Source organism: Streptomyces sp. NPDC087310 (genome assembly GCF_044744405.1).
Taxonomy (GTDB): Bacteria; Actinomycetota; Actinomycetes; order Streptomycetales; family Streptomycetaceae; genus Streptomyces.
Genome location: NZ_JBIUYF010000003.1, coordinates 624984 through 643485, shown reverse-complemented (window position 1 = coordinate 643485; position 18502 = coordinate 624984). Strand labels below are relative to the sequence as shown.

14 protein-coding genes are annotated in these 18502 nt (G+C 72.9%); 4 read left to right on the top strand and 10 right to left on the bottom strand.

Annotation, left to right across the window (positions count from 1 at the left end):
• Nucleotides 1-56 precede the first annotated feature (56 nt).
• The 3 genes from ACIO3P_RS13455 to ACIO3P_RS13445 all read right to left on the bottom strand — a co-directional run bounded on the left by ACIO3P_RS13455 (nt 57) and on the right by ACIO3P_RS13445 (nt 4450).
• A complete protein-coding gene (locus ACIO3P_RS13455) occupies nt 57-686 on the bottom strand; it encodes a helix-turn-helix domain-containing protein (protein ID WP_401849283.1) in 630 nt (209 codons plus the stop codon).
• A gap of 285 nt (nt 687-971) precedes the next feature.
• Nucleotides 972-2840: a multicopper oxidase domain-containing protein gene (locus ACIO3P_RS13450; RefSeq protein WP_329824263.1), complete on the bottom strand. Its 1869-nt coding sequence runs from the start codon at nt 2838-2840 to the stop codon at nt 972-974.
• A gap of 170 nt (nt 2841-3010) precedes the next feature.
• Entirely contained in the window at nt 3011-4450 is a 1440-nt protein-coding gene (locus tag ACIO3P_RS13445; protein ID WP_329824264.1) for a glycosyltransferase family 39 protein, read from the bottom strand.
• A gap of 302 nt (nt 4451-4752) precedes the next feature.
• Between ACIO3P_RS13445 and ACIO3P_RS13440 the strand changes: the two genes are divergently transcribed.
• Nucleotides 4753-8511, top strand: a complete 3759-nt coding sequence (locus tag ACIO3P_RS13440) for a hypothetical protein (RefSeq protein ID WP_401849282.1) — start codon at nt 4753-4755, stop codon at nt 8509-8511.
• On the opposite strand, the gene ACIO3P_RS13435 is transcribed toward ACIO3P_RS13440, so the two are convergent.
• The 3 genes from ACIO3P_RS13435 to ACIO3P_RS13425 all read right to left on the bottom strand — a co-directional run bounded on the left by ACIO3P_RS13435 (nt 8475) and on the right by ACIO3P_RS13425 (nt 11740).
• Nucleotides 8475-9716 (bottom strand): FAD-dependent monooxygenase, encoded by a 1242-nt coding sequence (locus tag ACIO3P_RS13435; protein WP_401849280.1) that lies wholly within the window; start codon nt 9714-9716, stop codon nt 8475-8477. The genes ACIO3P_RS13440 and ACIO3P_RS13435 overlap by 37 nt on opposite strands.
• A gap of 72 nt (nt 9717-9788) precedes the next feature.
• A complete protein-coding gene (locus tag ACIO3P_RS13430) occupies nt 9789-10694 on the bottom strand; it encodes a LysR family transcriptional regulator (protein ID WP_329824393.1) in 906 nt (301 codons plus the stop codon).
• Between the two features lie 362 nt (nt 10695-11056).
• A complete protein-coding gene (locus tag ACIO3P_RS13425; protein WP_329824267.1) occupies nt 11057-11740 on the bottom strand; it encodes a type 1 glutamine amidotransferase domain-containing protein in 684 nt (227 codons plus the stop codon).
• A gap of 199 nt (nt 11741-11939) precedes the next feature.
• Here ACIO3P_RS13425 and ACIO3P_RS13420 point away from each other — a divergent pair, with 199 nt between their 5' ends.
• Nucleotides 11940-12710: a type 1 glutamine amidotransferase domain-containing protein gene (locus tag ACIO3P_RS13420; RefSeq protein ID WP_329824268.1), complete on the top strand. Its 771-nt coding sequence runs from the start codon at nt 11940-11942 to the stop codon at nt 12708-12710.
• 204 nt (nt 12711-12914) lie between these two features.
• Here the strand turns inward: ACIO3P_RS13420 and ACIO3P_RS13415 are convergent, their stop codons facing one another.
• The gene (locus tag ACIO3P_RS13415) at nt 12915-13580 is read right to left on the bottom strand and encodes a TetR/AcrR family transcriptional regulator (protein WP_329824394.1); all 666 of its coding nucleotides are present in this window, start codon (nt 13578-13580) and stop codon (nt 12915-12917) included.
• A 113-nt stretch (nt 13581-13693) separates the two neighbouring features.
• On the opposite strand from ACIO3P_RS13415, the gene ACIO3P_RS13410 reads away from it, so the two are divergent.
• Complete coding sequence (locus tag ACIO3P_RS13410) at nt 13694-14620, top strand: SDR family NAD(P)-dependent oxidoreductase (RefSeq protein WP_401849278.1); 927 nt, start codon at nt 13694-13696, stop codon at nt 14618-14620.
• Nucleotides 14621-14764: 144 nt separating this feature from the next.
• Complete coding sequence (locus tag ACIO3P_RS13405; protein WP_329824270.1) at nt 14765-15160, top strand: YciI family protein; 396 nt, start codon at nt 14765-14767, stop codon at nt 15158-15160.
• Between the two features lie 104 nt (nt 15161-15264).
• Here the strand turns inward: ACIO3P_RS13405 and ACIO3P_RS13400 are convergent, their stop codons facing one another.
• From ACIO3P_RS13400 to ACIO3P_RS13390, 3 genes are all read right to left on the bottom strand, one after another.
• Nucleotides 15265-16209, bottom strand: coding sequence for a hypothetical protein (locus tag ACIO3P_RS13400; RefSeq protein ID WP_401791737.1), 945 nt, complete (start codon nt 16207-16209; stop codon nt 15265-15267).
• A 183-nt stretch (nt 16210-16392) separates the two neighbouring features.
• Complete coding sequence (locus tag ACIO3P_RS13395; protein WP_401849277.1) at nt 16393-17142, bottom strand: type 1 glutamine amidotransferase domain-containing protein; 750 nt, start codon at nt 17140-17142, stop codon at nt 16393-16395.
• Nucleotides 17139-18455, bottom strand: a complete 1317-nt coding sequence (locus ACIO3P_RS13390) for an MFS transporter (protein WP_401849275.1) — start codon at nt 18453-18455, stop codon at nt 17139-17141. Before ACIO3P_RS13390 ends, ACIO3P_RS13395 begins: the two co-directional genes overlap by 4 nt.
• Between the last annotated feature and the right edge of the window lie 47 nt (nt 18456-18502).

Below are 18502 nucleotides of genomic sequence, written 5' to 3'. Positions count from 1 at the left end.
GTCGGCGCCCGTTCCGGCAAGGCGCCAGTGTCCCAGAGGGGTCCGCCCGCTGTCGCTCACTCCTCGGAACGGACGTCGTGACGGATGTCGGACCGGACAGCCGACCGGCCGTCGGACCGGCCGTCGGACCGGCCGTCGGACCGGCCGTCCTGACGGTCGTCGGAGCGGACATCGGACCGAACATCCGACCGGTCGTCCTGACGATCGTCGGACCGGTCCTCCGTATGACCGTGGGGCAGCCCGACCGCCTTGCGCAGTTGCTCCACCACCGTAAGGGCCGCGTCCTGCATCGCGGGAGGCAGCCCGGCCGCCCGCATCGCGATGCGCTCCACCCGGGCGTCCCGCAACGCCTCGATCTTCCGCAGGTCACGCTCCACGGCCTGGGCGGTGGCGGAGTCGCTGAAGTAGTCCAGCGGGACGCCGAAGAACTTGGCGATCTTCACCGCGTTCTCCAGGCTGGGCTTCTGGGTGCCCTTGCGGAGGTTGCCGATGTACGTGCCGCTCAGCCCCGTCCCCTCGGCGATCTCCGAGTCGCGCCAGGGACGGCCCAGGTCCTTCGGGTATATCACCGAGATCACACGCCGGAAGCGGGCCGCGAAGTCCAGGGGCTCCGACGACGCCGTCTCCCCACCCTCGCCGGGACGGGGGGCCGACGCTTCTGAGTGTGGAGAATCGGTGGTGGCCATGGGTCGGACTATAGAACTCTTCGGCCCTCGGCGGGGATCTCACCACCCGATCGATTTACACGATCGTTGTGAAAATTCGGGGCAAAAGCCAGAAGAAACCGTGAACCTCCGCCTCCACCAGAACCGTTAATCCACGATAGTTGACTTCCGCGCGCCTCACCTACAGGATCGTCCTCGCCGGTACGACAACAACGGCCCCGGATCGCGAAAGCGCCGGGCGCCGCTGCCTCACGGGGGTGGGCAGCAGCGCCCGGCGCCGATGCGCCGTCCGGTGTGGACGTGGTGTCAGTGGCCGCCGTGACCCGGCTGGTGATGGTCGAAGACCAGCACCTCCCGGGGCATGACGGTGAACGGCCGCATCATGCCCATGTCCTCGTGCTCCAGCAGATGGCAGTGGTACATGAACCGACCGTGCGCCCCGGTGAACTGGCCCATGACCTTGACCATTTCGCCGCGCCGCACCTGGAACACGTCCTTCCAGCCCTGCTCGTTGTCCGGGACCGGGTTCGCCCCGGTGTACCGGATCGGCGAGGTGGTCGTCGCGCCCCCGGGGCTGAAGCCCGTCACGTCGTACACCTCACGCTCCAGCACCTGGAACTCGCTCAGGTGGATGTGCATGGGGTGCGTGGGGCCACCGAGGTTGAGCAGGCTCCACAGCTCGTAGTCGCCGTGCGCGACCTTGAACCCGAGCCCGTCGTCGAAGGTCCTGGAGATCCGCCGGTAGATCTTCGGCACCGACTCGTCCTCGCCGAGGAGCGCGATCACCCCGTCCTGCCCCGGCGCCGCCGAACCGTCGGTGACCTCGACCATCTCCCAGATCTCCGGGTGGCCGCCGCCGCCCTTCGTACCGGGCGCGCTGAGCACGACCAGCCGGTGGCCGTGCGGGGTGTCATGCGTCAGCCGGCGGAACGACGAGGAGATGACGGACGGCAGGACGAACCGGTCGGCGACCGGCACCGCCCCCACCCGGAACTCCATGACCTGCGGGAACAGCACGTCCCGCGCCGGGTCGGGCAGCCCCGCCGGCTGTCCGCCGACATTGACCAGGCGCACCTTCTTCCCGCGCAGCGCGCGGAAGTCGATCAGCAGGTCCATCCGCTCGGCGGGCGCGATGGACAGCCCGCGCAGCGCCGTCTCGTCGTACTCCACCGGGACCGGGCGGGGCAGCAGCCCGCCGTCGGAGCCGATCTGCCGGATCGCGCCGCGCACCGGCCGGTTCTCCTCGTCGACCAGGGCGAGGTTGTAGATCCGGGCGTTGGAGGCGTTGAGCAGCCGGAAGCGGTACCAGCGGGGCTCCACGTCGAGGTACGGCCACACCACCCCGTTGACCAGGTTGTACGGACCGGTGAACGGCAGGGTGACGTACTTCCCCGACTCCGCGTTCGGCGCGTCCGCCGCCCGGCGCACCTTGTGCAGCAACTGCCCGGTGGGCCGCCCCCGTCCGTCCGTCTCGAAGTTACGGTCGGTCAGGATCAGCGGGACCTCGTACTTCCCGCTCGGCAGATGCAGCGCCGCCTCCTCCTCGTCGCGGATCAGATACATCCCGACGAGCCCGGCGAAGACGTTCCACCGGGTGATGTTCATGCCGTGGTCGTGGTACCAGAGCGTGGTGGCGGGCTGCTCGTTCGGGTACTCGGAGAGCTGCGCGTCCTTGTACGCGACCGCGTTCTCCGCCCAGCCGTCGTTGCCGCCGCCGGTCTCGGCGCCGTGCAGATGGGTCACGGACCAGGCGGGGAGGTCGGCCACCTCCTTGATCTCCACGAACCCGTCGCCCCGGCCCGGCGGCGCGTACGGCACGGCCGACCCGTTGACGGTGGGCGCCTCCCCGGCCGCGACCGGGTACGGGGCGTTCTTGATGCGGTTGGTCCAGGCGATGTGGACCCGCTGCCCGCTGTCCACCTCGATCGTGGGACCGGGGAACTGCCCGTTGTAGGCGAAGACATGGGTCGGCGCCATCTGCGCGTGCAGCCGCACCCAGGTCGACTTCAGCTCGATCCTCTCGGGACCGCTCCCGGGCCGGAGCGTCTGCGGCACGCGCAGCCGGTCCAGGAAGGGCGTGAGCCCGCCGGATTCGGCGGCGGCGTGCGGCTGAGCGACGGTGCTGGTTCCCGTGACGGCCCCGTTTTCGGGCGCGCCGATGATGGTCTCGGACAAGGTTCAACCCCCCGTTGCATTCCCCCGTGCCGCCGGATGCTCCCGGTGGCACCTTCACGGGGTAGGACTCACCCCCATCCGTCCCGGTTGCCCGATTACGAATGATCCATAAAGGTTGCGCTCGCTTTCGGCCACTCTGGCAGGTTGTACGCACGTACGGACCGTTCGGTTCAGCACGCACCGGGGCGCGCGTACACCGTGATCACCGCCTGGGTGACCCGGCGGCCGGGACCGCACTCCTCGAAGTACGTACGGAGCGTGGCCCGCTTCATCTCCTCCTGCGCGGTGTCGTCCAGCGGTTCGCCCGCCAGATCGTGGACCGTGACGATCCGCGTCCGCGACAGGATGCGCTCCCGGATGCGCTCGGGCGGCAACTCCCGGCCGTAGAGGGTGTCCGACGCCGCCGGTGACCGTTCGAGGGCGAGATCGGTCAGCCCGCGGAACGACTCGGGACGCACGAAGGTCCACACGCGCCGCCGCGCGGGCATGAAGAGCAGCCCGTCCCCCCGCTCGGCGTCCCGCTCCACGGCGCGCGCCACGGCGACGACATCGTTCTGCCGGCTCTCCGGGGTCCGCAGATGGAGCGTTACGGGGACCAGCGCGGCCAGCGCCACCAGCGCCGCCCCCCAGGCCACCGCCCTGCGGGCCCCGGCGAGCGCCGCGCCGGCCAGCAGCGCGAGACCGACGGACGAGAAGAGGACGTACCGGTCGACATAGAGGGGACGCACCGGTGTCATCAGCATGAGCAGCACCGTGGGGAGGATGAGGAGCGGCAGCGCCAGCGCCGGCAGGCTCGGCCGATACCCGCCTCCCTCTCCGTCCCTCTTTCCGACCCCACCGCCCGTCATGTCCGCGCCGCGCGCCGGGCGGCGTGCGACGACCCGCGCCAGGACCAGCCCCAGCGCCGTCACCCCCGCGAACGCCGCCACCTCCCGCACGCCGGGCCCGCCGATCCAGTTGACCTGGGCCGCCTGTGTGGTGCTGAAGACCGCGAGAGGCAGCACCCCGGCCGTGACACAGCCCGCCGCGACGCCCCACGCGCGGGCCGTGGACCGGGGCAGCCCGGAGAACCGTACGGAGAGGAACACGGTGACGCCGTGCGCGAGCAGGACCAGGACGGCGAACTCGTGGAGCAGGCAGGCGGTCAGCGTCACCGCCGCGTACCCGGTCCACCGGGACCGCGTGGGCCGTGCCAGGCATGTCAGCAGCAGCCAGGTGGCCCAGGTCGCCAGCGCGCAGACCAGCGCGTAGGAACGGCCCTCCTGCGCGTACCGCTGGACCACGGGGAGCAGCGGGAGGACGAGCCCCGCCGGCAGCCCGGCGCGCGGCCCCGCGAGCCGGTGGCCGATCCGGGCCACGCCCGCCGCTGCCGCCGCCACGGCCAGGACGGACGGCAACCGCAGCGCGGCCGGACCGCCGTCCCAGAGGCCGAGGACGGCGTGCATGAACAGGTAGTACAGCCCGTGCACGGCGTCGATGGTCCCCGCGGTGTGCCAGATCCGCGCGGGGTCACGGTGCGCCATGTCGTACGTGACCGCCTCGTCGCCCCACAGCGTGCCCTGGCGGCCGATGCCCCAGAGCCCCAGGGCGAGCGCGACCACGAAGGGCACCGCGGTGACGGTACGGACCCGTTCCCACGGCCGCGCCACAGGAAGCGACGAAGGCGACGGGCATGGCGAGGACGACGACGGGGGCAGGGCGCGGACGAGGGAGGAAATGACGGGCTCCGTTCACCGGAAGGGGCGCGCGGAGCAGGTCGTACGGCGTCCTCCGTGCGGCGTTGTCCCCAGTCGAACGGCCGGTCGTGTTGATGGTCAGGCCCCGTTCGAAGCGCCTATCAATCCCGTTCGCCCGCGAGGCCGGCGGCCACCTACCGTGAACCGCGGGAGACGGGCCGGACGGGGGAGAGCGGATGGGGCGTCCTGAGAAGCCACTGGATCCGGCGGCCGGAGCGGTACGCCGGTTCGCGGACGAGCTGCGCGCGCTCCGCCGCGCGGCGGGCGGCCCCACCTACCGGTCGATGGCCGGGCAGGGTCCGTACTCCGCGCCGACCCTCTCGTCCGCCGCCGCGGGCGCACGGCTGCCGACGCTCCCCGTCGCCCTGGCGTACGCCGCGGCCTGCGGCGGCGACCCGGCGCACTGGGAACGCCGCTGGAACGCGGCGCGCACGGCGCTGGACGCGGAGACCACGGAGGCCGCGGAAGCCGCCGGTGGCAGCGGTGACGACGGTACGGACGGCCCCTACCCCGGGCTGGCGCGCATCGAGTCCGGCGCGCCGTTCCACGGACGGGACGAGCTGACCGCCGCACTGACCGGACTGCTCGCGGGGCGCCGCTTCGCGGCCCTCGTCGGAGCCTCCGGCAGCGGCAAGTCCTCCCTGCTGCGCGCCGGTCTCGTCCCGGCGCTCCGCACCCGTACGGCACCGGACGACCGCACCCGTACGGCGACGGACGACCCTGCCCCGGCCGTCATCCGTATCCTCACCCCGGGCGAACACCCGGCCGCCACGCACGGAAAGCTCTTCCTCCCGCCCGCCGTCGAGGGCGACGCGGTGGTCGTGGTCGACCAGTTCGAGGAGGTCTTCACCCTCTGCCACGATGCCGCCGAACGGGCCGAGTTCATCGATCTGCTGCTGACCGCCCGCGACGCCGGGTCCCGGCTGCGTGTCGTCGTCGCCGTACGCGCGGACTTCTACGGCCGGTGCGCCGAGCACCCGGCGCTCGCCGACGCGCTGCGCGCGTCCACCCTGCTGCTGGGCCCGATGTCCCCCGAGCAGCTCCGCGAGGCGATCGTGGGCCCCGCGCAGGCGCGCCGGCTGGTCGTCGAACGGGCCCTGACGGCCCGCGTCGTCGCCGATGTCGCGGGCGAGCCGGGCGGGCTGCCGCTGATGTCGCACGCGCTGTTGGAGGTGTGGCGCAGGCGGCGCGGCCGTACGCTCACGCTCGCCGCCTACGAGGCGATCGGCGGTATGCGCGGAGCCGTCGCGCACACCGCGGAGCGGGTCTTCACCGGCTTCACGCCCCGGCAGGCGGAGACGGCCCGCCGCCTGCTGCTGCGGCTCATATCCCCCGGCGACGGCACCCAGGACACCGGGCGCCCCGTCCCCCTCGCCGAACTCCGGGAATCCGCCGCCGAGGACACCGCCCCGGTGCTGGAACGGCTGGTACGGGCGCGGCTGCTGACCGCGGAGGCCGACACCGTACGGCTCTCCCACGAGGCGCTGATCACCGGCTGGCCCCGGCTGGGGGCCTGGATCGAGGAGGACCGCGAGAAGCTGCGGCTGCACCGCAGGATCGCCGAGGCCGCGCGCACGTGGGACGAGCTGGGCCGGGACGACGGCGCCCTCCTGCGGGGCAGCCAACTCACCTCGGCCCGCGAGACGTTCGTCGCGGCCGGCACCGACGGTACGCACCCCACGGCACCGGAACTCACCACGCTGGAGGGCTCGTTCCTCGCCGCCTCCCTCGCGGCCCACGACCGCGCCCGCCGCACCGCCGTCCGTACGACGCGCCGCCTGCGGGGCCTGACCGCCGGCCTGTCCGTCCTGCTCTGCCTGGCCGTCGTCGCCGGGCTGCTGGCCTGGCAGCAGAGCCGGACCGCAGGCCGCAGGGCCCAGGAGGCGGAGGCCCGGCGGATCGCCGCCGTGGCCGAGGCGGTGCGCGGCTCCGATCCGCGCACCGCCCTGCGGCTGAGCGTGGCGGCGTGGCGGATCGCGGATCTGCCGGAGACCCGCGAGGCGCTGTACGGGGCGTCGGCCCAGCGGGAGCTGGACGTCTTCCCCTCGCCCCGTGCGGAGTTCCTCCCCAACGAGGACAACACCGTCTGGCGCCGTGTCAGTTCGGACGGCCGCACCCTCACCGTGCTCGGCCCCGACCGTACGGAGCGCTGGGACGTGGCCACCCGGCGCAGGCTGCCCGCGTACCCGGGCCTGGGCGCGTACGCGGACCGCGTCGTCGAGGTCAGCCCCGACACCAGGAGCGCCGCCGTCCGGACGCGGCAGGGGGTCCGGCTGTGGGACCTGGCCGCCGGGCGGCCGACGGGCCCGGCGTTCCGTCCCTTCGCCACGGCGGAGAACCCGTACACCGGCGACTTCGAGGGAGGCTTCGCACCGGACGGCCGGAGCCTCGCCCTCCAGAGCACCCGCCACGACACCGTCCAGCTCTGGGACCTCCGTACGGGCCGGCTCCTGGCCTCGCTGCCGAGCGCCGGCGGGAGCGCGCACGGCCTCACCGTCAGCCCCGACCGCCGCCTGCTCGCCTTCTGCCCGGACACCGGCCCGCTCCAGGTGTGGGACATCCGCCAGCACCGTGCGCTGCGCACCCCCTGGACCGCCGCCCCCGGCCTGTGCGACGTGGACGCGTTCCTCTTCACCCCCGACAGCCGGGCCCTCGCCTTCGACCTCGGGACCGGGGTGCGTGCCTGGGACGTACGCACCGGCCGGGAGCGGCCCCGTATCCCCGCCGCCGGGGTGACCGAGTCCGCTTTCAGCCAGGACGGCGCGTACGTGGCCACCCTCACGCCGGACGAGGTCCTGGTCTGGCGGACCGCCGACCCGTCGTCCCCGGTGTTCCGCCGTCCGGCGGCCGGGGCAGGCCCGCACCACCTCACCCTCGACGTCCCGCGCCGGGTGCTGCGGTACGAGGAGGGCACGGAACCGGCCCTGGCCATCCGCTCGTTCTCCCTCGACGGCGCACTGGACGGCGCACTCGGCCCGGGCGACCCCGGCGGGGATGCCGCCACCACGGCCCGTTACAGCCCGGACGGCTCCACCCTCGCCACCGCGCACCCGGGGCGGCGGTACGAGGTCCGGCTCCGCTCCACCGCGACCGGCCGCCCGCTCGCCACTCTCCCGGGGCCGACGTGCGACGACTGCGACCGTGTCATGGCGTTCGGCCCGGACAGCCGCACCTTCGCGTACGCCTCCGGCCCCTCGGCCCTCACCATCCATCCGGCCGGCCGGCGGCTGCGCGTCGATGATGTGATCGGCATCGCCCTCGACGCCCGCTCCGTGACGGTCGCCCGCTCCTCCTCGACCTCCTCCACCCTCGAACGGCGGTCGCTGGCCCCGGGATCCGCCGCCTGGTCCACCCTGTACCGCGCCCGGGACAGTTCGCTCGTCGCGACGGCGCCGGACGGCCGGCTCCTCACCGACGAGGGGAATCTGATCGACCCGTCGTCGGGCCGGGCGCGGCGCGTCACACGCGGCGAGAGCCATGCCGTGGCGGCGGCCTTCAGCCCGGACGGCCGCCGTCTCGCCATGGCCGACCAGGGCGGTCGAGTCACCCTGTGGGACGGCGACGGCCGGCGACGGCTCGCCGTACTGACCCCCGGGGTGTCGGGGCTCGCCCGGACGTCGCTCGCGTTCTCGCCCGACAGCCGCACGGTCGCCGTCGGCGGCCCGGACGGCTCCCTGCGCCTCTGGGACACCTCGTCCCCCGGCTCAGGCGGCGCACCGCTCCCCCCGGCGGAAGGCCCGGTCCTGGCCCTGGCCTTCACCGGCCACGGCCCGGCCGGACGCCTCCATGTCACGACACCGCGCCGGACCCTGCGCACGTACGACCTCGGCCTGCCCCACACCGCCGAAACGGTCTGCACCCGCGCCGGGGGCGGGCTGTCCCCCGCCGCCTGGCGCACCTACCTCCCCGGCCTGCCCTTCCGTACGACCTGCTGAGCGCGGGCGAGCACTCGCGCGAGCCTCGGGCCCAGGCGGCGTTTGAGGGTGCGCAGGGCCGTTACGCGGCTCGCCGCGCGGTCGAGGCGGTAGTAGAGCGCGGGCGGGACGTAGGGAAGCAGTGGGGAGTGGCGCTGGCCGAGGAGGGCGAACATGTGCGCGGGCGGGAGGTGGATGTAGCGCGTCAGGTTCTCGTACCACCGCGCGCTGTAGCGGGCCGCGCTCTGCACGGGCAGGAGCGCGGACCGGCGTTCGCGCTCGTAGCGGGCGAGGGCGGTCGGCAGCTCCGGGTGGTCGCGCAGCGCGCCCGCCAGGGCGATGGCGTCCTCCAGCGCGAGGGTGGTGCCGGCGCCGACGGAGTAGTGCGTGGTGTGCGCGGCGTCGCCCATCAGGACGAGGCGGTCACGGGACCAGGTGCGGTGGGTGAGGGTGCGGAAGGTGCGCCACTGCGCCGGGCCGCCGCCGGAGTCGGCCCGGCCGATGAGGCCGTGTCCGTCCAGCGGTACGGCGAACAGCTTCTCCAGCAGGGCCAGGGTGGCGGCCTCGTCGGTCTCGTGGAGGCCGAGGCCCTTCCAGGTCGCCTCGGAGCACTCGACGATGCAGGTGCTGTGCCGCTCGCTGAACCCGTAGCCGTACGCCCAGATCCAGCCGTGCCCGGTCTCCGTGAAGGCGAAGGTGAAGGAGTCGAAGACCTTGGTGGTGCCGAGCCAGATGTACCTGTTCCGGCCGGGCGTGGCCTCCGTACCGAAGTGGTCGGCGTGCCGCTCGCGCAGGCCGCTGTTGACGCCGTCGCAGGCCACGACGAGGTCGGCGTCGGCCAGTTCGGGGTCGTCGGGGCCGACGGTGATCTCGTGCTCGTACGCGATGTGTACGCCCAGCTCCACGGCGCGCTCGGCGAGGATGTCCAGCAGTTCGCGGCGGCCGATGCCGAAGCCCTCGTCGCCGTGGTGGACGGTCGTGAGGTCGCCCACGTGCGCGATCCCGTCGCTCCAGCGGACCGAACGCTCGCTGATGGTACGGGCGGACTCGGGGTCGTGGGTGTGCAGCTTCTCGATGAGGCCGCCCCAGTAGGTCACCCCCCAGCCGTAGGTCGAACCGGCCGGGTTCCGTTCGTAGACGGTGATCTCGTGGGACGGATCCTGCCGCTTCATCAGGATCGAGAAGTACAGTCCGGCGGGCCCGCCGCCGACGCAGGCGACCTTCACACACACTCCCCTTGACAACGCTGCGCGATCAATTGGCAGCGAAGAGTAACAGGCGGGCGCGGGGAAAGGCCGTCACATCCACAGGCGGGCTTTCATGAGGAGCTGGCCGTGGAGCAGGGACAGGTCCGTACGGCCGAGATCCCCGTCCCGGGTGGCGAGGTAGAAGGTGTTGATGGGCGGGAGTTCGGGCTCCAGCAGCTTGACGACCTCACCGCGCACCAGCTCCTCGGCGGCCAGATAGCTGGGGAGTACGGAGATGCCCGCCGACGACTTCACCGCGGCGAGCGCCCCGCGCAGATCCGGTACGACGAGGGAGGGCGTCGCGGTCGGCCGTAACCCGAAGACCGTGAGCCAGTAGCGGCGGATGATCGGCAGGGACTCGGCGTACGCGATCAGCGGGTACTTGGCGAGGACGGCCGGACCCTCCTTCTCCGTGAGCCGGTCGAGGGGGATGTCCTTCGCCAGCTCCGGGGAGGCGAGGAGCGCGAACTCCTCGTCCACCAGCGTCGTGGCGGTGATGCCGCGCAGCCGGGGCCGTACGGTCGACAGGACGAGGTCGAAGTCCCCGCTCATCAGCCGCCCCAGCAGGTCGTCCGCGAGGCCGAAACCGAAGGTGAGGCGCAGCCCGTCGGCGACGAGGTCACTGACCGCGGGCAGGACGCGCGAGGTGATCAGCTCCACCGGCCCGCCGACGAAGAGCGGATGGCCGTCGGGGGCGCCGCCGAAGTGGCGCTCCACCACCGTGCCGAGCGCGTCGACCGGGCCCTGCACCTCGCGCAACAGGGTCTCGGCGGCGGGGGTGGGGAGGGCGCCCTGCGGGATGCGTTCGAAGAGCGACTTGCCCAGCTCCCGTTCCAGATTGCGGATCTGGTGGGTCACGGTGGGCTGGGAGAGTTCGAGCCGCTGGGCCGCCTTGGTGAAGGAGCCCAGGCGGTAGACGGTCACGAACGTCCGCAGCCAGCTCAGTTGTACCGCCATGGTCAAGGCCGTCCCCCTGTGCGCTCGCCCCGCGCGGTGCTCGGCGGGGTGGTGGTCGTACTCGTCGGTCGACAGTGCCGACACTCAGCGGGGTGGGCGGGGGAGGCCGGGTGTCTGGTGTCCATGCTGCGCGACATGTCGCGATCGCGCAGTCCGGTCGGCGGAAAACACCCGTAAGGGCGCGGCGAATACGTACGTATGGCCGCTTCTCGTGCCCGAGAGCACGAGAAGCGGCCACTTGCATGGGGGAGCGCGTGTCGACTTGCGCCCGTTCCCGGGTCCTGGGTCCTGGGTCCTGGGTTCCTGAGGTCCTGAGTTTCCTCCGGTTCCTCCGGTTCCTCCGGCCGGCGGGACGGGGCGGGTCAGACGGTGAGCGCCTCCAGTTGCTCGACCACCAGCTCGGCGACCCGCAGCGCCGAGGCCGGGTTCTGGCCGGTGACCAGCCGCTGGTCGGCGACGGCGTGCTCGGCGAAGTTGCCCGCCTTGGTGATCTTCGCGCCGCGCTCCGCGAGCCTGCTCTCCAGCAGGAACGGCACGACCTCGGCCAGCCCGACCGCCGCCTCCTCCTCGTTGGTGAACGTCGAGACCTGCTTGCCCTCCACCAGGTACGAACCGTCCCCCAGCCGGATGTTGACCAGCCCGGCAGGACCGTGGCAGACGGCGGCGACGACACCGCCCCGCTCGTACACCCCGGCGGCCAGCGCGGCCAGCTCCTCCGAGCCGGGCAGGTCCCACATCGCGCCGTGGCCGCCCGCGTAGAAGACGGCGTCGTAGTCGTCGGCGGACAGCTCACCGGGCGCGGCCGTGGTGGAGAGCGCGGCGGCGGTGTCGGGGTCGGCGAGGAAGTCGGCCTGCACCTGGTCGTCGGGGTCGACCCCGTCACGCGGCGGGGCGCCGCCCTGGACGGAGACGTAACTGATCTCGTACCCCGCCGCGCGGAACAGGGCGGCGGGGTGGGCCACCTCGGGGACGTAGAAGCCGGTGGGCCGGCCGGTGTCGCCGAGGGCGCCATGGCTCGTGAGCGCGAACAGAACCTTTTTGGCCATTACCGTTCTCCATTTCCGTGTGCGATTCCGTTCACCGAATGTAGGCACCGGGAATCCCGGCCGCCAAATAATCTGTTCGATTGCCCCCATAGAGAACTTCATGGAAGCTATTCGTTACGGTGAGCTCCCTTCGGAGAATGGAATGGATATGAAAGAGCCCGGAGAGAGCGGAGCGGGGCCGGCGAGCGGAGAGGGACCCGTGAGCGGAGCGGGGCCGGCGCGGCGCGGGCTGATCGTGGTGAGCAGCGTCGCCCGGCTGCCCAGCGGCCGTCAGGCGGGCTTCTGGCTGCCCGAGGCCGCGTACCCCTGGCGCGCCCTGCTCGCCGCCGGCTGGGACTTCGCCTTCGCGGGCACCCGCGAAGGCACCCCGCAGATCGGCGGCGTCGACCGCTCCGACCTGCCGCAACGCCTCTTCCTCGACGACGCCACGGTGCGCGAACGCCTCGCCGCGACGACGACGGCCGACCACTACGGGACCGCCGACTTCGGCATCGTGCTGATCGCGGGCGGCCACGGCGCCATGCTCGACCTCCCCGAGGACCCGCGCCTGGCCGACTTCCTGACGCGTTTCCACGCCGGGGGCGGTGTGGTGGTCGCGGTCTGCCACGGCGTGGCGGGCCTGCTGGCGGCCCGTACGCCCGAGGGTGCCCCGCTGGTCGCGGGGCGCAGGGTGACCGGTTTCTCCCGGGCCGAGGAGGAGGCGGCGGGGCTGGCCGCCACCGTGCCGTTCTTCCTGGACGAGGCGCTGCGCGAGCGGGGCGCGCATTACGAGTCGGGCGAGCCCTTCACGCCTCATGTCGTACGGGACGGAAACCTGGTCACGGGACAGAATCCGGCGTCGGCGGAGGAGGCCACGGCCCTCGGTATGCGGCTGGCACTCGGCAGGGAACTTCCCGGGAACTGGCTCATCGGGCACACCAGGAATTACGCCGGTTCCGTACGGCCGACAGCCGTCGGAAATGTCCGCTGAGGGAACGGGAAATACCCGGACGGAGAAATTCCTCTTCGCGAGCGCCGCAGTGGAGAAGCGAGCGCCGCGGTCGAGAAGAGAGTGAGCGGGTGGCGGGCGTGTCCGGGACGGCCGCGCCCGACCCGCGGAGGCCGTGGCCCGTCCGGTGCGACGCGGATCAGGTCAGCGCGGGCAGCGGCGGGGCAGTGGCGGGTCAGCGGCGGGTCAGCGGCGAGGCAGTACGCCCAGGAGCGTTGCGGTCAGGGCCTGCTTCAAGGAGCCCTTCAGCTCCAGGTGGAGGCGGGCCAGGTCGGGCTCGGCCTCGTAGGCCGCCCGCAGGCTGGGCGGGGGTGTGCTGTACACCGACAGCGCGCCGGCCATGACCACGGCCTGCAGACTGAACAGCGTCGCGTTCTCGCCCAGCTCCGGCAGGTACGTCCGGATCAGGGTGGTCATGGTGGTCAGGCGGTCCAGGGAGGCGCGCTTGAAGCGCGCCACGACCTGGACGGAGACATTGTGTTCCAGGACGCTGCCCTGTGCGCCGAAGAGATCGCACAGCACCACTTGGCCGGAGAGTGAGCGGCCGAGGATCTCCGCCACCGCCACCGCCCGCTCCTCCATGGGCAGATCCTTGTCGACGCCGGCGGCCAGCTCGCCTTCCAGCTCTGTCAGCCACTCCCGCAGGAAGCGGTCCAGCAGCTCCAGCAGCACCGCCTCGCGGGACTCGAAGTAGCGCAGCACGTTCGGCTTGGCCAGGCCCACCCGGCGGCTGAGTTCGTTGAGGGTGACCGCGGCCACGGGCATCTCGTCGAGCATCGCCGACGCCATGTCGAGGATCGCCCGCCGGCGGATCTCCCGCTGCTCTTCGGTTCGCGCCCGCTGGAAAGTCACGGTCACCAGCCTAACTTAAGTACCGCCGGTACGTTGACAACGTACCGGAAGTACTTTAACGTCGCCGACACAAGATACCTTCGGTACGTTAACTGATGGGTGGGGAGCCTGACATGGGCGAGAAGTGGACGACGGCGCATGTTCCGGACCAGCGCGGGCGGGTGGCCGTGGTGACCGGGGCCAACACCGGACTGGGGTACGAGACCGCCAAGGCGCTCGCCGAGCGCGGGGCGTCCGTGGTGCTCGCCGTGCGCGACGTCGAGAAGGGCGAGCAGGCCGCGGCCCGTATGACCGGCGACGTGACCGTGCAGGCCCTGGACCTGACCTCGCTCGACTCCGTCCGGAGCGCGGCGGCGGCGCTGCGGTCCCGGCTCGACCGGCTCGACCTGCTGATCAACAACGCGGGCGTGATGTACAACCCGAAGCAGACCACCCGGGACGGCTTCGAGATGCAGTTCGGCACCAACCACCTCGGCCACTTCGCGCTCACCGGGCTGCTGCTGGACCTGATGCTGCCGGTGCCCGGCTCGCGCGTGGTGACGGTCAGCAGCGTCGGCCACCGCATCCGGGCCGCGATCCACTTCGACGACCTCCAGTGGGAGCGGTCGTACAGCCGGTCCGCCGCCTACGGTCAGTCCAAGCTGGCCAACCTGATGTTCACGTACGAGCTCCAGCGCCGGCTCGCCACCCACGGCACCACCGTCGCGGTGGCCGCACACCCCGGCGTGTCCAGCACCGAACTCGCCCGCCACACCCCTGCGGCCTTCCGGCTTCCGCTCAACTTTCTCGCGCCGCTGATCACCCAGACGCCGGCGATGGGCGCGCTGCCGACCCTGCGCGCCGCCACCGACCCCGCCACGCTCGGCGGCCAGTACTACGGTCCCGGCGGACGCAACGAGGTCATGGGCCACCCCCGGCTGGTCACCTCCAGCCCGGAGTCGTACGAGGTAGCCGTCCAGCAGCGGCTGTGGGCCGTCTCCGAAGACCTCACCGGGGTGAAGTTCCCCGTCGTCCAGTCCAAGCAGTCCAAGCAGCTTTAGCAGAAGGCGTTTCCGTCGCTTCCGTCCCAGGGCGCTGTCTGACGAACAGCGCCGTCCGCCCGGGGTGCGATGAGTTCCGGGGCCGGGAGCGGTCAACCCCTCACACACCCGGAACACCCCCGGACGGAACAAGGGAGTCACGACATGAAGTACATGGTGCAGCTCTTCGGGAACCGCGAGACCTGGGACGCCGACATGGCCGCCTACACCCCGGACACCATGCGCGCGATGCACGCGCACATGACCGGACTCAACGACGAGCTCGTGAAGAACGGCGAGTTCGTCCAGGCCGAGGGGCTCGGCGGACCGGGCGGCGCCAAGGCCGTGCGCGCGCGGACCGGCGGCGCCCCGGAGGTGACGGACGGACCTCACTTCCGGGCCGAGAAGATCCTGGCCGGCTACTGGGTGATCGATGTGAAGGACGAGGCGCGGGCGATCGCGTTCGCCGCCCAGGTCTCCGCGGCTCCGGGCCCGGACGGGGCACCGACCAACGAGCCGGTCGAGATCCACGCGGTGCCGTCCGGACCGCCGGAGGCGTGAGCTGTACGGGTCCTGCTCACCGACGGGTGAGGGGACCCGTATCGGTGAGGAGACCCGGACCCGTATCCGCGTGGGATCGGCCGGCTCCGGCGGGGTCCGTTGCCCTAGTCCTGCTTGTCCGCGGCGAAGACATCGCCCATCGAGCCGAACTTGCCGCCCTCGGAGTACATCCCCTTCTTCTTGTTCATCGGGGAGAACGCGCTGGTCTTGCCGTCCTGCATGTACGACTTCAGGTAGGCGGACTGCCCCTGCTTCTTGGCGGTGGCCAGGTCGATCAGGGGCTGGTAGTCGGCCTGCGTGACGGCGTTCATGATGGCGAAGCGGCTGGCCGCCCCGGCTGCCGCGTGGAGCGCCCCCACGGGGCCCTCCGCCGCCTTCTTCCCGTCCGCGTCGAGCGGAAAGCGGGCGGGCACCGACATCTTCACCACGGGGCCGTCGCCACCGGTCTCGGAGATCGCCTTCCCCTCCCCGACGTTGAAGTTGACGGCGATGACCGTGTAGCCCGCCGCCCCGGCCTCGGCGAGGAAGCCCGGGGACTGCTGGTCCGCCTCGGTGATCCCGCCGGTGCCGCCGCTGGTGGGGTTGCCCCAGGCGGCCGCGGGGTTGCCGGTGCCGACGCCGATGTAGAGCAGCACCTCTTTGCCGGCGCCCTGCGCCTTCTCCATGATCTCGTGGACCCGGCCCGCGGCCTCGCCGAGCAGCCGGACATCGTCCGCGTCGAGGGCGCCACCGAAGCCCCCGGCCTCGCCCACGGGCGTGTTCTTGAGCTCCGCCCTCTGCACCGGCTGCGTCTGCGTCCGCGTCTGCGTCTGCGTCTGCGTCTGCGCGGAGCCCATCGCCCTCTGCAGGGGCGTCACGGGCCCCGCTTGCTGCCGGTCCCCCGTCTCCTGGGCGGACATCGCGCGGACCACCGACCTGTTTCCCATGGAGTTCTGCAAGGAGTGCATGGGGGACTCCGGCCCGCCGGTACGCGCCAACGGGCGGTCACCGGCCGCGTGGCCGCGCGCGCGGCCCAGGTCGTGTGAGGAGTGGGCGTCACGGCTGTGCACGGCGGTTCCTTCCGAAGGGCCGGAGGTTGCCCACCCATTGTCCGCGCCTGCGGGCATCCGGGAAGGGCGCCGGGGACCACAGAGAGGGCAGGGCGGCTGCCCTCCCGGCGCACCCGGGCCATGCCCTCCGCCACCGTCGGCCCGGCCGTGGGCCTCGCCCGCGCCGCCGTCGGCCCGGCGCGCTCACCGGTGGGTGGCCCTCACCCCCTGCCGCCCGCCGACGCCCTCGCGGTCCCCCCGGCCGCCTGCCACCCGCAGCAGCGCGGCCATCCGCTCCCCCAACTCCGCCGCCGACTGCGGGTTCTGCCCGGTGACGAGCCGGCCGCTCACCACCACGTGCGGCGACCGGTCGTAGGCGGCCGAGAACACCGCGCCACGCTCCTCCAGCTCCGACTGAAGCGAGAACGGTACGACGTCGGCCAGTCCGCGCGCGGTCTCCGACGCGTGGGAGAACGCCGTCAGTTCATGGCCGTCCACCAGGTGCGTACCGTCCGAGAGGGTCAGGTCGACCAGGGCCGCCGGGCCGTGGCAGATCGCGGCCACCACCCCGCCCGACTCGTACACCACCCGGCCGAGCGTGTGCAGCGCGCGGTGTCCCCGGAAGTCCCACATCGTGCCGTGGCCGCCGACGAAGAACACGCCCGCGTACGCCGCCGGATCCACCTCCTCGGGCCGTGGCGTACGGGCCAGCCGGCCGCCGCCCTCCGGGTCGGCCAGGAAGGCGCGCTGAGCCGGGTCGTCCGGGTCGTACCCGATGACCGGGGGGCGGCCGCCGCGTACGGAGACGAAGTCCACCGTGTGGCCGTCGGCGCGCAGCCGCTGCCAGGGGGCGACGGTCTCGCCGAGGTGGAAGCCGGTGGGCTCGCCCGTGTCGCCGAGGGTGGCGTGGCTGGTCAGCACGTACAGCACGCGCCGGGGACGGGTCGTGGTCATGACGGGCTCCTGGTCGGTTCGGAGGAAACCGTGCCTGTACGGGTACGGGTACGGGTACGGCTGCGGGTTCCGGTGGCGACGGCGAGGGCGGCGAGCAGGGTGGCGGCCACGAGTACGGCCAGCATGGGCCGGGGGCCCAGACGCGCGGCGGCGAGCTGGCCGGCCGACGCGCCGGCGAAGAGGGCGAAGGTGTTGACCGCGCCCGCCGTTCCCCGCGCGTGCGGGGCGAGTTGGTGCAGCAGGCCCACGGTCCCCGGCACGATCAGCCCCGTACCCGCGACGAAGAGCGCCCCCGCGCCGATCATCGCCCCGGGCAGGGCGGCCGTCCCCGCCGCCAGCGCCAGCAGCAGCCCCGACGCCGCCGTCAGATACCCGGCGAGCGCGAGCGCCCGGGGCCCGGCGGCGCCGAAGCGCCGGTTCACCAGCGGGCCCGCCAGCAGCCCGACCGCCCCGGCGGCCTGGGCGAGCAGCAGCCCGTTGGCGTCGAACCCGTACGTCAGGCGCAGCTCCCGTTCCAGCACGGCGTAGAAGGCGACGAAGCTGCCGAACACCGGGAGCGCCGCGGCGAACACGGCCGCCGGGCCCGGGGTACGGAGCAGGGCGAACGCCGTGGCGGCGACGGCGCGGGCGGAGCCCGGTCCGGCCGCGGCGGGGCCGGGCGTTCCGGGTGCCAGAAGCCGCCGGAAGGCCACGGCCGCCGCCGCGTACACCGGCGCCGCGGGCCAGAACGCGGCCCGCCAGTCGGCGTACTCCGTCACCAACTGGCCGAAGACCTGGCCCGCGATGCCCGCGCCGAGCAGCCCCGTGGTGAGGAGCGAGAGCGCGACGGGCCGCCGGGCGGCGGGCGCCCGCTCCGTCACGTACGCGAGGGCGACGGGTGCGAACGTCGCCGCCGCGAACCCCTGGAGCGCCCGGCCCGCCAGGAACCAGCCGAGCCCCGGCGCGGCGGCGGTGAGCGCGGTGGTCACGGCCGTCGCCAGCGCACCGCCCGCGAGGACGGGGCGGCGGCCGACGCGGTCGGACAGGGGCCCGAAGACCAGGAAGCCGAGGGCGTACGCGAAGGAGAACGCGGCCCCGGTCCAGGCGGCGGACGCCGCGTCGACCCCGAACACGGCCTGGACGCGGTCGGCGACGGGTATCGCCAGATAGAGCTGCGCGGGGATGGCGAACGCCATGGCCACCAGCAGCGCGAGCTGGACGGAGAAGGGGACGGGCGGGCGAGAGGGAGCGGAAGAGGACGAGGACGAGGAGACGTCGGGACGTCGTCGGCGCGGGGCGCCGTGTCGCGCGGCCCCGGTCGCGGCGGTGGTCATGGAACCCCCCTGGTAAGTGGTGTGAGTTGGGTACGAAAGAGGGCGTC